Genomic DNA, 14764 nt, shown 5'->3' on the forward strand with positions numbered 1-14764 from the left:
CACCGGTCAGTCGCGGCGGCGGGCGCGGTAGGCGGCCATCTTGGCCTGGCTGCCGCATTCGCCCATGCCGCACCAGGTTCGGCGTGCGCCCCGGGAGCGGTCGACGTAGAGGCGGGTGCAGGCCGGCTTCGCGCATTCCTTGATCGGGGCGGACGGGTCGGCCAGCAGGGTGAGCAGGGAGCGGGCCACGTCGGAGAGGGCGGCGCCGGCCGGGCCGCTCCGGCGGAGCCCGGCCGGGGTCAGGGAGACGGTGGTCGGCGGGGCCGAGGCGCACTGGTTGGCGAAGGCCAGCGCGTCGGGCGGCCGGGCGCGGCCGTTGAGGTGGGCGGTCACCAGCGTGTACGCGATCTCGCGGAACCGCCGCGCCATGGTCAGGTCGAAGCTGTCCGCCCCGGGCGGCGTGTCCAGCAGGCCGGCGCGGACCAGCCACTCGTCGAGGTCGGCCGGCTCGGCCAGGGTCTCCTCGGGGTGGTCGCGCCGCCACTTCAGGGTGCCGGCCAGGTCGAGGGCGGCGTTTCCGCTGACGAAGACGAACATGCGGATCAGGTTACCGCCTTGACGGGTAACCGGGCGAGAGGTCAGACTCCGAGTTACCCCTTTGACCGGTAACCGGAGGAGCCCGCACGATGCTGACCCGCGAGGAATACCTCTACTTCGCCGGCCGGGCGCTGGACGGGATGGCCGGCATCGTGGCGACCCTCGGTGACGACCGGGCCAGCCGCAAGCCGCAAGCGCCCGGCGCCAACTCGCCCTACGCGCTGCTCACCCACTGCCTGGGGGTGGTCGAGGCGTGGGCCGGTGGCCTGGTCGCCGGGCGGCCGGTCGACCGGGACCGGGCCGCCGAGTTCACCGCCTCCGGGCCGGTGGCGCCGCTGCTCGAACGATGCCGCGAGGTGCGGGCCGCCTTCCACGCCGACGTGCTCGCCGCCAGACCGGCCGAGCCGCTCGCGACCCGGCCGCCGGCCGACTTCGACGGGCCCGACCGCGAGCTCACCCAGGGCGCGGCGCTCCAGCACGTCTACGAGGAGCTGGCCCAGCACCACGGCCAGATGGAGGTGCTGCGCGACCTGATCGTGGCCGAGAGCGCGGGCGAAGGCGTGGCCGAAAGCGCGGTCGGGAGCGCGGCCGCCGGCGCGGCCGGGAGCATTGTGGGAATCGCGGCCGAGGGAGCCGGCTGGGTCCGGCCGGAGCGGCTGCGGGACGGCGTCGGGGCGAAGTGGCGGATGGTCGAGCCGGACGTCCTGCCCGCGTGGGTGGCGGACATGGACCTCGGGGTGGCGCCGCCGATCATCGACCGGGTGCGGGCCATCCTCGACCGGCAGGATCTCGGTTACCCGTACCGGCAGGAGGCGGTGGCCGAGGTGTTCGAGGAGCGGATGCGCGAGCGGTTCGGCTGGGCGCCGCGCTCCGGGCGTACCCGGGTGATGAGCGATCTTATCCAGATCCTGCAGGTCGTCATCGAGATGACCACGGAGCCCGGTGACGGCGTCGCCCTGCACATGCCGGCCTATCCGCCGTTCCCGGCGGCGATCCGGCGCGCGGGCCGGGCGCTGGTGCCGATCCCGATGATCCGCACCCCGACCGGCTGGACCTTCGATCTCGGCGCGATCGCGGAGCGCCGGCCGAAGCTGCTCGTCGTGGTGAACCCGCAGAACCCGACCGGCCGCGTCTTCACCGCCGATGAGCTGAGGTCGCTGCGGGACGTGGCCGAGGAGTACGACCTGACGGTGCTGGCCGACGAGATCCACGCCGACCTTGTCTACGAGCCGCACCGCCATGTCCCGTTCGCGAGCCTGCCGGGGATGGCCGGGCGGACGGTGACCGCCACGTCGGCCACCAAGGCGTTCAACATCGCGGGGCTGCGCTGCGCCCTGGCCCACATCGGGCCGGACGCGCTGGCCGGGAAGCTGGACCGGATGCCGCTGGACTACTTCGGGACGCCGGACGTGCTGGGCCGGGCCGCGACCATGGCGGCGTGGACCGAGTCGGGGGAGTGGCACCGCGACCTGATGACGCTGCTGCGCGCCAACCGGGACCGGGTCACGACCTGGGCGGCCGAGCGCGGGCTGGCCCATCACACGCCCGAGGCGACCTATCTGAGCTGGGTCGACTTCGAGGAGGACGACCCGGCCGGCCGCATCCTGCGGGACGGCCGGGTGCAGCTCACCCCGGGCGCGGACTTCGGCGACCCATGGCGTACCCACGCCCGGATCAACTTCGCCACCACGCCGGACGTGCTCGACGCGATCCTGGGCCGGATCAGCTCTCCTCGGCGGAGCGCTTCCGCAGCTCTTCCTCGCGGCGCTTGAGGTCGGCCTCCCACTTCTTCATCATCGCCTCGTCGTCCTTGAGCGAGCCGGCCAGGTTGCGCAGGAACTCGGGGTCGTCGTCGGGGGCGGTCGGCTGGTTCTTCCGGGGCCGCTCGGCCTCGGGGAAGCCCGAGCCGGGCCGCCAGCTCTCGCCGTTGCTCATCCGGATGGCCCGGGCCGGGCGGCCGGCCACGAACCAGGCGATCGCGCCGACCGGCGAGAACAGCAGGATGATGAAGACCCAGGCGATCCGGGGCAGGGCGCGGATCGCGTGCTCGTCGGCCGACAGGCAGTCGATCAGGGCGATGACCAGCAGCGCCAGGTCGAGGAGCACGAACAATGAATAGAGCCGGAACATGGCCAGAATGCTCCCAGAAAACGTCCAGGTTCGTGGTCCCTATCGCGTGGGCGGGATGGCTGGTTACGTACCGGAATCTCAAGGGTTCCTTAAGTCCCGGCCGGCGCCTGAACTACGCACCGTGAGGGCCGTCGCTGACCACGACAGAGCAGCATCGGCCATCCAAGGAGTTCCTCGTCATGTCGAAACGCCGCAACATCCGCGCCGTCAGCATCATCGGCGCCGCCGCCGTCGCGGTCGCCGGATCGGCCGTCACCCTGTCGGCCTCGGCCGCCACGCCGATCGACCCGCCGGCGGGCTCGACCAAGGTCGGCGAGTGGGCGGTCGCCACCGGGATCCAGACCTACACCTGCGCGAACGGCACGTTCGTCGGCACCGCCTCGGTGCCGGAGGCGCTCCTGGTGGACGCGGCCCAGCAGAGCCCGCTGCACCACTTCGCCGGCCCGAGCTGGCAGTCGAACGTCGACGGGTCGACCGTCACCGCGACCAAGACGGCCGAGTCGCCCAAGGCGGGCACGATCCCCGAGCTGCTGCTGACGGTCAACAGCCACAGCGGCCCGGACGGCATCCTCACCCCGGTCAAGTACATCCAGCGGCTGAACACCTCGGGCGGCGCGGCGCCGACCCGGCCCTGCACCACCGGCGACCGCGAGTCGGTGCCCTACGGCGCGACCTACGTGATGTTCAAGTAGGGCGTAGACAGAGAGCCGCCGCCCGGTGTGGGAAGCCCGGGCGGCGGCCGTTCCTCGCGGGGGTCAGATCGAGATCTTCCCGGCGCCCGCGTTGGCGGTGACGAGCGACTTCACGTTGCCCGCCGCGTCGGCCGTGTACGAGTAGGGGATCGAGGCGACGCCGCCGCCGGTCTGGCCGCTGCCCGAGTTGACCAGCAGGTTGTTGCGGGCCACCAGGGTGCCGGGGCCGGAGTCGCCCTCGCCGAGGTGGAACGGGTCGGAGACGCCCTCGAAGGAGTTGGCCTCGACCAGGACGCCGGCGCCTTCGGTGGAGGCGACGCCGTAGCCGCTGTTGCTGCGGTAGTAGTTGTTGTAGACGTGCACCGGGTTGCCGAAGCGCACGCGCGGGTGGCGCTGGGTGGAGCCGTCGAAGTAGTTGTGGTGGTAGGTCACCCGAAGGTGGCCGCGATCCTGGCCGCCGTTGTCGTCGCTGTGCCCGAGCAACATCGACTTGTCGTGGCTGAACACCCGGTTCCACGACACCGTGATGAAGTCGGAACCGCGCTTGATGTCGACCGCGCCGTCATAACCGTTGCTGAACGAGTTGTGGTCGATCCAGATGTTGGTCGCCGACTCCTGCACATTGATCGCGTCGTCATTCCAATTGCGGAAGTTCAGATTGCGGATGATGACGTTGCGGTCGCCGTTGACGTTCAGCCCGCAGCCGGCGATGGTGGCGCCCGCGTTGCCGATGATCGTCTTGTTCGAGCGCACCCGCAGCATGCCCGAGCAGGAGATGGTGCCGGACACCCGGATCACCGCCGCGCTCGACGAGCCGAGGGCGGTGGTCAGGGCCGAAGCGCTGGTCACGGTCGTGCTGCCGGCGCTGCCGCCGCCCGTGGTGCCGCCGTTCTGGGTGCTCCAGCCGACCTGGTCGAGCACGCCGAGCGTCTGGGCGGGGGCTTGTCCGTGTGCGGCACCGGCCACGCCGGCGGCGATGAGGACGGGCACCGCGGCCACGGAGGCGTACTTGGCGAGCCGTTGAATACGGCCAGACATCACTAACCACTCCTTCGCATTGGGGAAATGTGCGGGAATTCGCGCGCCGCACGGTGGAATGCGGCTGGCGCTGTGCGTGGGAACGCTCCCACGCACAGAAAAGCACAGCCTTTCCGAATTGGGAAGGCATTGACGTTTGCAGATTATTTGCAGGGACTTGCCATCCCCGGATGGTCCCGGCCGCCCGGGTGGGCAAGGATGGGGGCAATGGATGCGCCGATGGAGGCCGTGAGGCGGCTCCTTGATCTGCGGCACCGCGGCCGGGCCGAAGACCTCCCCGCGGTGCTGGCGCAGGCTGCCCCGATGCTGGGGGCGGAGACCGCGGCGGTGCTGCTGATCGACTACGGCCAGCTCGACCTGTGCCCGCTGCGGGGCACCGACGCGGGCGTGGAGTCGTGGCCGGTCGAGGGCACCCCGGCCGGGCGGGCGTTCACCACCGCGAGCGACGCGTGGCTGGCCACCGACGACGGCGGGCGGCTGTGGCTGCCCCTGCTGCACGGCGCCGAGCGGCTGGGCGTGCTCGAGCTGGGCGTCAAGGCGTACCCCTCGGACGAGGCCCGGCACGACATGAACGTGATCGCCGCGCTGGTGGCCGAGCTGATCGCCAGCCGGCGGTTCTACGGCGACGCGGTCGAGCACACCCGGCGGCGGCTGCCCATGCAGCTGGCCGCCGAGATCATCTGGAACCAGCTGCCGCCGCTGACCTTCGCGGTCGACGGGACGCTGGTCACCGCGGTGCTCGAGCCCTGCTACGACGTCGGCGGGGACGCCTTCGACTACGCCGCCAACGGCGACGTGCTGCATGTCGGGCTCTTCGACACGGTGGGCCACGGAATCAGCGCCAGCGCGCTGACCACGCTGACCCTCAACACGTACCGCAACGCCCGTCGCTCCGGGCTCTCCCTGGTCGACACCTGCCGCTCGATCGACAAGTGGATCCGCGCTCAATACCCGGGCAGTTTCGTCACCGCGCTGCTGGCCGAGCTCGACACCGCGACCGGCCGCTACCGCCGGATCAGCGCCGGGCACCCGGCCGAGCTGCTGCTGCGCGGCGGCCGGCGGATCCCCTCGCTGCCCTCGCCCAACACGCTGCCGCTCGGCCTCGAGCACATGGTCACCCGGCCCCCGGCGGTCGTCGAGGAACAGCTCCAGCCCGGCGACACGCTGGTCCTCTACACCGACGGCGTCACCGAGGCCCGCGACGCGAGCGGCACCCTCTTCGGCCCCGACCGGCTCGCCGCCTTCATGCTGGACGCCCAGGCCCGGGGGGTGTCGGCCGCCGAGATGATGCGCCGGCTGATCCACGCGATCATCTCGTACGAGGAAGGCGAGCTGCGCGACGACGCCACCGCCGCGATGCTCCAGTGGCGCCACTGACGGTCGCACCGATTGGCGTCAGGCGCCGTTTTGGGAGCGCTCCCATTGACACGTGTATATGCGATGCCTACGGTATGCAGGCCAGGTAAGCGCTTTCCTGCTGCCGGCTCGCGCCGTTCCACCGCGGTGCGGGCGCGGCCCGAGCCCCCTTGGGACGGTCTCGATGAAACCTGTGAAAGTCCTCGCGGCGGCGAGCGTCCTCCTCGCCACGGCCGGTGGCGTCGTCGTCGCGGCGCAAGCGGACGCGGCCGAGCCGCCCCCGGCGCCGGTCGCCCGGGGCGCGACGGAGAAGCTCGACCGCGGCCTGATCGCGATGCGCACCACGACGGGCACCTTCCTGTCCTGGCGGCAGCTCGGCGACGACCCGGCCGGCGCGACCTACACCGTCTACCGCGACGGCAAGGCGGTCGCCACCAGCACCGTCACCAACTTCACCGACGCGGGCGCCCCGGCCGGCGCCACCTACCGGGTCGGCGCCGGCGTGGAGACGCTGACCGCCGGTGACCCCGTCCGGACCCTCGCCGCCAGCCAGGACGTGCCGATCCAGATCCCGGCCGGCGGCACCACGCCGGACGGGGTGGCGTACACCTACTCGGCCAACGACGCGAGCGTGGGCGACCTGGACGGCGACGGCCAGTGGGAGATCGTCCTCAAGTGGGACCCGTCCAACGCCAAGGACAACTCGCAGTCCGGCTACACCGGCAACGTGTTCATCGACGCGTACAAGCTGAACGGCACCCGGCTGTGGCGGATCGACCTGGGGCGCAACATCCGGGCCGGCGCGCACTACACGCAGTTCCAGGTGTTCGACTACGACGGCGACGGCAAGGCCGAGGTGGCGATGAAGACCGCCGACGGTACGAAGGACGGCGGCGGCACCGTGATCGGCTCGTCGGCCGACTATCGCAACTCGTCCGGCTACATCCTCACCGGGCCCGAGTTCCTGACCGTCTTCAACGGGCCGACCGGCCGGGCGGCGGCCACCACGAACTACGTGCCGGCCCGCGGCACCGTGTCGTCGTGGGGTGACAGCTACGGCAACCGGGTCGACCGGTTCCTGGCCGGCACCGCGTACGTCACCGGGTCGTACCCGAGCATCATCATGGCCCGCGGCTACTACACCCGCAGCGTCGTCGCCGCCTGGGACTTCCGCAACGGGACGCTGACCCGGCGCTGGACCTTCGACAGCAACTCGTCCACCAACGGCTCGGCCTGGGCCGGACAGGGCAACCACCAGCTGTCGATCGCGGACGTGGACGGCGACGGGCGCGACGAGATCATGTACGGCGCGATGGCGATCGACGACAACGGCAACGGGCTGTGGACCAACGGCATGGGCCACGGCGACGCCTACCACGTCGGTGACCTGATCCCGAGCCGCGCCGGGCTGGAGGTCTTCAAGGTCAACGAGTCCACGTCCAAGCCGGCGGCGTGGATGGGCGACGCGCGTACCGGTCAGATCATCTGGCAGAACGCCTCCTGCGGCTGTGACAACGGGCGCGGCGTGTCGGCCGACATCTACGCGGGCAGCCCCGGCGCCGAATCGTGGTCGTCGGCGGTGAACGGTCTGCTCAACACCGGTGGCGGCACCGTCGGCCGCAAGCCCGGCTCGGCCAACTTCGTGATCTGGTGGGACGGCGACGCCCAGCGGGAGCTGCTCGACGCCACCCACATCGACAAGTACGGCACCGGCGGCGACACCCGGCTGCTGACCGCGAGCGGCGTGCACTCGAACAACGGCACCAAGGCCACGCCGTCGCTCCAGGCCGACATCCTCGGCGACTGGCGCGAGGAGGTCATCTGGCCGACCGGCGACAACCGGGCGCTGCGGATCTATTCGACGACCGACCCGACCAGCATCTCGCGGCCGTCGCTGATGCAGGACCGGCAGTACCGCGAGGCCGTGGCCTGGCAGAACACCGCCTACAACCAGCCGCCGCACCCGAGTTTCGCTCTTTCCTAGAGCGGTGACGGCCGCCCGGGTCTTCTGAATCGGCGCAGTGGCCCGGGCGCGCTTCGTCGCAGTGGTAGCCCCTGGCGGTATCCGCCGCCCGGATACCGCCAGGGGCTACCACTAGCCGGTGATGGCGCGGGCCCAGGGGAGGGCGAGGCGCTCGAGCGCGACCACCCCGTAGAACAGGGCGACGCTGAGCAGGGCCAGGAGCAGGACGGCGGCGAAGGCCAGGGGAGTGTCGGCGTTCACGCTGGACAGGGCGATCACCGCGCCCAGGCCGGTCTGCGGGTTGCTGATCTCGGCCACCACGGCGCCGATCACGGCCAGGGTGGCGCCCACCTTGAGGCCGACGAAGATCTGCGGCAGCGCCCACGGAAGGCGGAACCGGGCGTACGCCTGCCAGCGCGACGCCGCCATCGACCGGGACAGCTCGGTCAGCTCGATCGGCAGCGAGGTCAGACCGGCCGACGCGGAGAGCACGATCGGGAAGAACGAGATGAGCACGACCAGCACGATCTTGGGTTGCAGGCCGAAGCCGAGCCAGACCACCAGCAGCGGGGCGATGGCGACCTTGGGTACGGCGTTGACCGCGACCAGGAGCGGCAACGTCGCCCGCCGGACCAGGTCGGACGCGGTCAGCCCGATCGCGATCAGCACCCCGGCCGCGGTGGCCAGGCCGTAGCCGAGCAGCGTCGACGTGACCGTGTGGCCCAGCTCGGCCAGCAGGTAGGCCGGCTGGGCCCGGAACGCGGTCACGATGTCCGGTGGCGACGGCAGGAAGAACGGGCGGACGTCGAACGCGTCGGTCAGCCACCACCACAGCGCGACCGCGCCGGCGGCGGTCACCACGGGCGCCAGGAAGCCGGTGCGGGTCATGCCCGACCGGCCGTCGAATACAGCAGATGCCCGCGTACGACCATGCCGGGGTCGTTCAGCAGCTCCAGGATCCGGTCGAGGTCGGCGTCGGCGAGACCGGCGTCCCGGAGAGCGGCCCGTTGCTGCACGATGTTGGACGCCTGGAGCAGGGCGCCGGCCGAGCCGCCGGGCCACGACCGGGCGTGCACCTCGGTGGTGACGTCGGTCAGCCCGGCGTCGAGCATCGCCGCGTGCACCCGCCCGGCCCAGGTCGGGTCGTTGCCGAAACTCGGCATCACCCGCTCGGCCAGGGCCTCGTGGTACGCGTCGTAGATCGCCGCGTCGGCCGGGGTGGGCGCCCGCAGCACGCCCTTGCGGAACGTCGTCTCGAAGTCTTCGATGAGCAGCACGCCACCCGGGGCCAGCGCCGCGGCCAGTCTGGTCAGGATCTCGGCGCGGGAACCCAGGTGGAGCAGCAGCAGCCGGGCGTGGATCAGGTCCCACGGCCCGGCCGGGACCGGGTCGCGCCGCAGGTCGTGCTGGAGGATGTCGTAGCGGCCGTCGGGCGGCAGGTGGCGGACGTTCAGGTCGGTGGCCAGCACCTTCGCGCCCAGGCCGGCCAGGCGCGCGGCCACGCTGCCGCCGCCCGCGCCGAGTTCCAGGCAACGCCGGCCGGCGGCCAGGCCCAGTTCGGTGATCCGGCGCAGGGTGAAGTCGTCGTACATGGCGGCCAGGTGGCGGTGCCGGTTGGCTGATTCGTTGTGGTCGTTGTCGAAGGCGTACCGGGAACCGGTCATCGCGGGGTCAGCGGGAACTCGACCACCTTGTCGGCGGTCAGCCCCGGCGGAATCAGGCCGGTCTCGACCAGCACGCCGATCGCGGTGGTCACCCGGGCCTGGTCGATCGAGCCGAGCGGTTGGCCGGCGGCCGGTTTCGTGTACGGGGTCATCAGCGCGATCTCGCCCTTCGCGGACTCGGCGGCGCTCGCCGGATTCTTCTGATGCAGCAGCGCGGCCGCCTCGTCGGGATGCTCCAGGGTGTACTGCAGGCCCTTGAGCGCGGCGTCCCGGAAGCGCCGGACCAGATCGGGGTCGTCGGCGATGAGCTTGGTACTGGTGATGATGGCGTTGCCGAACAGCTCGGGCAGGAACTCGCTGTACGGCAGCACGGTCATCGGCTTGCCGGCCGCCTTCTCGACGCCCGGTCGCCCGATCAGGAAGGTGCTGAGCGCGTCGACCCGGCCCGACGCCATCAGCGCCGGGACCTGCTGGGGCGAGGCGTTCACCCACTTCACCGTGCCGGCATCGAGGCCGGCCTTCTTGGCGTACGCGGGAAAGAGCAGTTGATTGACCGACCCGGTGGCCGCGCCGAGCGTCTTCCCGGAGAGATCGGCGGGCTTCCGCACCGGCCCGTCCTTGGGGGCGACGATCGAGACCAGGGTCTCCTGGTGGATCGCGGCGATCGCGCGGAAGTCGGGGTAGGTCCCCTTGCCGGCCAGGATGATGCCGCCGATCAGGTCGTTGTTGGCGAACTGGACCCGACCGGCGGCGAGCGTCTTCAGGTTCTCGCCGGTGGCCGCGCCGAGCTGGATCTCGACGTCGAGGCCGGCCTCGCGGAAGTAGCCCTTCTGCTGGGCGATCCAGGCGAAGGCGTCCCGGCCGGCGGCGCCGAACGCGGTCAGATAGACGATCTTGCGGAGTTCGGGGGCTGTGTCGTCGGGCTCACTCGAACAGCTTCCGACCAGGAGAAGAACGATGACGATCGAGAGAAACGCTCGTAACCGGCCCATCGGGGCCTCCCCGTGAGGCGTCGTTTGACCCATTGAAGGGTATTGATCTGGCGACGTTCCCGCAGTGTCCGGAACTTGACTGTCCACATGAGCCGGAGGCCGTGATGAAGGCCCTGACCTGTCCGTTAGCGGCCAGGCAGCGCCTCCACCGTGGACGGGCCGCCTAACGTCCCGTTCATGGCCCTTTGCTCCGAGCACCCCTATGCATCGCCCTCGGCGTCACGCCGGGGTGCGGTGGTCACCGCGTTCCTGCTGGTCCTGGCGTTGGCGGGCTGTGGCGGGGAGCCGGCGCGGCCGCCCGCTCCGGCGTCGTCGGCCCCGGTCCCGGCGCCGTCGTCGGCCACCCCCTCGGCGTCGATCGCGGCCACGCCGACGAGGGATTACCTTCAGGACGAGATGCGGAAAGCCTTCCGTACCGCCATGAAAGCGCACCCCGGCGCGAACCTGGACCGATGCACCCGCACCACGCCCCTCGGTGACAAGAAGTGCGGTAAGGCCCTCGCCGCCGCCGAGCAGGTCGCCGAGACCACCGGGATCGTGCTCCGGGCGAGCGACCCGAAGAACGCCGACCTGCTCTACGGCGGCGCCTTCGGGTTGATCAACCAGTTCCTCGGCACGTACGGCCAGCTGCGCGACCCGGTCCCGTGCTACGGGCTGAGCAAGAAGCCGCAACCGCCGGCCCAGCTGCGGGCCGAGGCCGAGGCCATCTGCACGGAGGCGGCGGCCATCACCAAGGTCAGCTGGGACATCTTGGTGGGTCAGTTCCAGTGAATCAATGTCTAGGATGGCGCGATGCAGACCGAGAACCCGGGCGGCGAGGCTCCGAAGATCGACACCTCGGTGCCGCACCCGGCCCGGCGCTACGACTACTGGCTCGGCGGCAAGGACAACTTCGCGGCCGACCGGGAGTCCGGTGACGCGATCGCGGCCAAGTTCCCGGGCATCCGCACGGCCGTGGTGGAGAACCGCCGGCTGCTGCGCCGCACGGTCACCCACCTGGCCGGCGAGGCGGGCATCCGGCAGTTCCTCGACATCGGCACCGGGCTGCCCACGGCCAACAACACGCACGAGGTCGCGCAGCTCATCGCCCCCGAGTCCCGAATCGTCTACGTGGACAACGACCCGCTGGTGCTCGCCCACGCGCGGGCGCTGCTGACCAGCTCGGCCGAGGGCCGGACGGCCTACCTGGACGCCGACGTCCGCCGACCCGAGGCCATCCTGAAGAGCCGCGAGGTGGCCGACACGCTCGACCTGAGCCGGCCCGTCGCGCTCCTGCTGCTCGCCGTGCTCCACTTCGTGACCGACGACGAAGACCCCTACGGCGTGGTGAAACGCCTGGTCGCGGCCCTGCCGCCGGGCAGCTGGCTGGTCATGTCGCACGCCACCGCCGACTGGCTGCCGCCGGAGGCCGCGGCCATGATCCAGTCCGGGAAGCACGGCGCCGGGCGGTTGCGCGACCGCGACGAGTTCGCCCGGTTCTTCGACGGCCTCGACCTGGCCGAACCGGGCGTGGTCCCGCTGGCCGAGTGGCGCGCCGAGGGCGAGCCGCCGCCGGCCGCCGAGGTGTCCATGTACGCCGCCGCCGGTCGGATCCGCTAGGCCACATTCGCTTCCGGGGCGCCATCATGCGCGGCAAAGGTGAAACAAGGCTAGACCCGGACGGTGGTGTACTGCTCGATCTCGGCCAGGGGCTTCCAGTCGCCGTCCTTCAGACGCACCTGGAAGCCCTCGCTGCCGCGCCGCACCCCGATCGCCTCGACCCAGGCGTGCTCGCCCCTGACCCGCACGTGGACGCTGTCGAACGCGCCGAACGCCGCGATCAGCTCGAGCCTCAGGTCGGCGGCGGGCTCGCCGGCTCTTTCACCGGCCGCTGTCCCGGTCAGATAGGCGCTGGCCACGTCGGCCCGGGCCGCGGTGCGGGCGGCCGTCGCGTAGGACCGGGCCCGCAGGTCACCGGTCACGAAGTGGGCCAGCGCCAGCACCGTGGCCGCGATGATCAGCGAGCCCGCGCCGACCAGGGCCACCGCGATCGGCTCGCCGAGCGTGTCCCGGAACGGCGTGACCGAGCTGATGATCACCCCGCCGACCGCCGCGAGCAGGCCCGCCGCGCCACCGGCCGCGCCCGCGCGCTTGAGCCACCACCTGGTCACGCTGGTCACGCCGGACTTCAGCACCTGGAGTGAGCCGGGTGTGTCGGCGTCCCATCGGGTCTGCTTCACGCCCTTGTCGCGGTCCTCGTCGGTGGCGAGGAACTGCAGCGCGGTGACCAGCTCGATCAGTGACACACCGTCCGGCTTCGACGGCGGCCAGGTCAATTTATCCAATGTGTCCTTCGATGCCACGCCGGGCATGATGGCGGCTGCCGCGGCCCGCTGTCCACCCTTTCGCCCCCGTGGACGTAACCATGTGTCCATGTCGATGGCCGATTCTGTGGATCATGATCCGTACGCGGCGGTGACGCCCTGATTTTCCGAAACCGTTAAGGAGATCCGTTGTCAGGCAAACTGCCCCTACTCGCGATTCTCTTGCTGCCGGTCGTGCCCGCCGGCCCGGCGGCCGTTGACTACCGGCTTCATCGGCCTGCGCGATCCGGACCGGAAGATCCCGTTCCCGATCGTCAACCAGGACACCGCCGACCGGCTGCTGACCGGCGCCGACTTCGACCTCGAGTCGCTCCAGCGGGACGCGCGCGGCGACCTGTGGTTCGGCGAGGAGTTCGGGCCGTTCCTGCTCCGCACGGACGAGACCGGCAAGGTGCTGCAGGCGCCGATCCCGCTGCCGGACGGCACCAGGTCGCCGCAGTCGCCGTACCTGGCGCCGGGGGAGACCCCGAACCTGTCGGCCAGCAAGGGCTTCGAGGCGATGGCGGTCAGCCGCGACGGCTGGACGCTCTACCCGATCCTCGAGGGCGCCCGGGTCAACGATCCGGACCAGCGCCGCCGCGTGGTCTACGAGTTCGACGTGCGCCGCGCGGCGTACACCGGCCGCACCTGGTCCTTCGCCAACGAGGACGCCTCCCTGGCGGTGGGCGACGCCGCGGTGCTCGACGGCCGGCGCATCCTGCTGATCGAGCGGGACGGCGGCATGGGCCCGGCCTCGAAGATCAAGCGGCTGATCGAGACCGACCTCGACCAGGTCGGCTCGGACGGCTACCTGCCGCGGCGGCCGGTCGTCGACCTGATGCGCATCGCCGACCCTCGTTCGGTGTCGCTCCCCGCGCGTCCCGGCGAGTATGGCGTGGGCCCGCTGTTCTCGTTCCCGCTCCAGTCGGTCGAGACCGTGCTGCCGCTGACCGGCAACCGCGTGCTGGTCGCCAACGACAACAACTTCCCCGGCAACGACGGCCGCATCGCGGGCCGGCCGGACGACACCGAGATCATCACGATCGAGGTGCCCGGCCTGCGAAACTAGTCCAGCGCCGACGGCGATTCGGCGCCCCGCACCAGCAGGCGCGGGGCGCCGTTCCCGTCGGCGGGCACCTGATGGATGTCGGGCCGCCCGTCGTCCTGCCGCAGGGTGTAGGCCAGCGTCCGGTCGTCGAGCCAGGCCGCCTGGTCGTCCACGCCGGCCGTCTCGGCGGTCGCGGTCACCCGCATCGAGGCCAGGTCGAGCACCGACAGCCGCCACCCGCGCGCCGGATCACCGCCGACCGCCTCCTTGAACGCGATCCGCGTCTCGTCCGGCGACAGCGACGGACACTCGACGTTCTCCTTCAGCGTCGTGACCTCGCGTGCTCGCCAGTCCCCGCGGACCAGATACCGTTTCCCGCCCGTCCCCAGCGTCGCGTAGAACGTGTTGTCGTCCCGCGCGAACGTGACACCCCAGTAGTTCACGTCCACGTTGCGGTAGGCCTTGCCGCCTTTGCCTCCCTTGGTTACCGCGAAGTCCTCCAGGGACATGACCTTGTCGCCGGTGCGCGTGTCGAGAATGCCGGTGCGCGTGGAGAAACCACCGGTCGCGTACGAGTCCCCGCCCACGAACGTCGTCCACGCGACCATCCGGCCGGTCGGCGACACCCGGGCCCGGTTCGGCTGGCCCGGGATCGCGAAGGCGCGCTTCGGCTTCAGGTCCGCGTCCAGCACCACGAGCTCGTTCGACCACGGGTCGGTGGGGCGGAGGCAGACCCCGGTCCCGGCCGCCGCGTAGGCCCGCAGGCACTCGACGGGGGAGACGCTCCGCGGCCCGTCCGGGTCGTCCAGCTCGACCGCGGCCAGGTGCCGGTCGGTCACGGTGAGCAGGCGCGGGCCCGGTCTCAGATCCACTTCGCCGGTGTACGCCGGGACGACCGCGTTCTCGCGTGTGCTTGCCGCATATCCCGCCGCCACTGTCGCCAGCACCGCCGCCGCGCCGGCCGCGATCCCGAGCCGTGCCCTGGTCCTCATCCCGCCCCCT

Annotated in this window: 15 protein-coding genes; 7 read left to right on the forward strand and 8 right to left on the reverse strand. The window is 71.4% G+C overall.

What is annotated here, in order from left to right:
• Positions 1-6 precede the first annotated feature (6 nt).
• Positions 7-537: an ABATE domain-containing protein gene (locus tag AB0M54_RS36235; RefSeq protein ID WP_364476344.1), complete on the reverse strand. Its 531-nt coding sequence runs from the start codon at positions 535-537 to the stop codon at positions 7-9.
• 89 nt (positions 538-626) lie between these two features.
• On the opposite strand from AB0M54_RS36235, the gene AB0M54_RS36240 reads away from it, so the two are divergent.
• Positions 627-2309, forward strand: coding sequence for an aminotransferase class I/II-fold pyridoxal phosphate-dependent enzyme (locus AB0M54_RS36240; protein WP_364476346.1), 1683 nt, complete (start codon positions 627-629; stop codon positions 2307-2309).
• Here AB0M54_RS36240 and AB0M54_RS36245 read toward each other — a convergent pair.
• Positions 2260-2667, reverse strand: a complete 408-nt coding sequence (locus AB0M54_RS36245; RefSeq protein ID WP_364321449.1) for a PLD nuclease N-terminal domain-containing protein — start codon at positions 2665-2667, stop codon at positions 2260-2262. The two genes, AB0M54_RS36240 and AB0M54_RS36245, sit on opposite strands and share 50 nt — an antisense overlap.
• A 179-nt stretch (positions 2668-2846) precedes the next feature.
• Here AB0M54_RS36245 and AB0M54_RS36250 point away from each other — a divergent pair, with 179 nt between their 5' ends.
• Positions 2847-3359, forward strand: a complete 513-nt coding sequence (locus AB0M54_RS36250; RefSeq protein WP_364476348.1) for a DUF3455 domain-containing protein — start codon at positions 2847-2849, stop codon at positions 3357-3359.
• A 63-nt stretch (positions 3360-3422) separates the two neighbouring features.
• Here the strand turns inward: AB0M54_RS36250 and AB0M54_RS36255 are convergent, their stop codons facing one another.
• Entirely contained in the window at positions 3423-4397 is a 975-nt protein-coding gene (locus AB0M54_RS36255; RefSeq protein ID WP_364321443.1) for a right-handed parallel beta-helix repeat-containing protein, read from the reverse strand.
• Positions 4398-4616: 219 nt separating this feature from the next.
• Between AB0M54_RS36255 and AB0M54_RS36260 the strand changes: the two genes are divergently transcribed.
• Both AB0M54_RS36260 and AB0M54_RS36265 read left to right on the forward strand, forming a co-directional pair.
• Positions 4617-5774, forward strand: a complete 1158-nt coding sequence (locus AB0M54_RS36260; protein WP_364476350.1) for a PP2C family protein-serine/threonine phosphatase — start codon at positions 4617-4619, stop codon at positions 5772-5774.
• Positions 5775-5937: 163 nt separating this feature from the next.
• Positions 5938-7737: a rhamnogalacturonan lyase gene (locus AB0M54_RS36265; RefSeq protein ID WP_364476352.1), complete on the forward strand. Its 1800-nt coding sequence runs from the start codon at positions 5938-5940 to the stop codon at positions 7735-7737.
• A gap of 111 nt (positions 7738-7848) precedes the next feature.
• Here the strand turns inward: AB0M54_RS36265 and AB0M54_RS36270 are convergent, their stop codons facing one another.
• Genes AB0M54_RS36270 through AB0M54_RS36280 form a run of 3 tightly spaced genes read right to left on the reverse strand, consistent with a single transcriptional unit; the run spans position 7849 to position 10372 of the window.
• A complete protein-coding gene (locus tag AB0M54_RS36270) occupies positions 7849-8604 on the reverse strand; it encodes an ABC transporter permease (RefSeq protein WP_364321434.1) in 756 nt (251 codons plus the stop codon).
• A complete protein-coding gene (locus AB0M54_RS36275; RefSeq protein WP_364476354.1) occupies positions 8601-9380 on the reverse strand; it encodes a class I SAM-dependent methyltransferase in 780 nt (259 codons plus the stop codon). The genes AB0M54_RS36270 and AB0M54_RS36275 overlap by 4 nt, the downstream gene beginning before the upstream one ends.
• Positions 9377-10372 (reverse strand): ABC transporter substrate-binding protein, encoded by a 996-nt coding sequence (locus AB0M54_RS36280; protein WP_364321428.1) that lies wholly within the window; start codon positions 10370-10372, stop codon positions 9377-9379. Before AB0M54_RS36280 ends, AB0M54_RS36275 begins: the two co-directional genes overlap by 4 nt.
• 177 nt (positions 10373-10549) lie before the next feature.
• Here AB0M54_RS36280 and AB0M54_RS36285 point away from each other — a divergent pair, with 177 nt between their 5' ends.
• On the forward strand, positions 10550-11143 hold the full coding sequence (locus AB0M54_RS36285; protein ID WP_364476356.1) for a hypothetical protein: 594 nt from the start codon (positions 10550-10552) through the stop codon (positions 11141-11143).
• A gap of 21 nt (positions 11144-11164) precedes the next feature.
• Positions 11165-11971, forward strand: coding sequence for an SAM-dependent methyltransferase (locus AB0M54_RS36290; protein WP_364476358.1), 807 nt, complete (start codon positions 11165-11167; stop codon positions 11969-11971).
• A gap of 50 nt (positions 11972-12021) precedes the next feature.
• Here AB0M54_RS36290 and AB0M54_RS36295 read toward each other — a convergent pair whose 3' ends face one another.
• The gene (locus AB0M54_RS36295; protein ID WP_364321419.1) at positions 12022-12714 is read right to left on the reverse strand and encodes a hypothetical protein; all 693 of its coding nucleotides are present in this window, start codon (positions 12712-12714) and stop codon (positions 12022-12024) included.
• A gap of 217 nt (positions 12715-12931) precedes the next feature.
• Here AB0M54_RS36295 and AB0M54_RS36300 point away from each other — a divergent pair, with 217 nt between their 5' ends.
• Complete coding sequence (locus AB0M54_RS36300) at positions 12932-13783, forward strand: esterase-like activity of phytase family protein (RefSeq protein ID WP_364476360.1); 852 nt, start codon at positions 12932-12934, stop codon at positions 13781-13783.
• Here the strand turns inward: AB0M54_RS36300 and AB0M54_RS36305 are convergent.
• The gene (locus AB0M54_RS36305; RefSeq protein WP_364476362.1) at positions 13780-14754 is read right to left on the reverse strand and encodes a hypothetical protein; all 975 of its coding nucleotides are present in this window, start codon (positions 14752-14754) and stop codon (positions 13780-13782) included. The genes AB0M54_RS36300 and AB0M54_RS36305 overlap by 4 nt on opposite strands.
• Positions 14755-14764: the final 10 nt, after the last annotated feature.

Origin of the sequence: Actinoplanes sp. NPDC051470 (assembly GCF_040682035.1) — a bacterium.
Classification (GTDB): Bacteria; Actinomycetota; Actinomycetes; order Mycobacteriales; family Micromonosporaceae; genus Actinoplanes.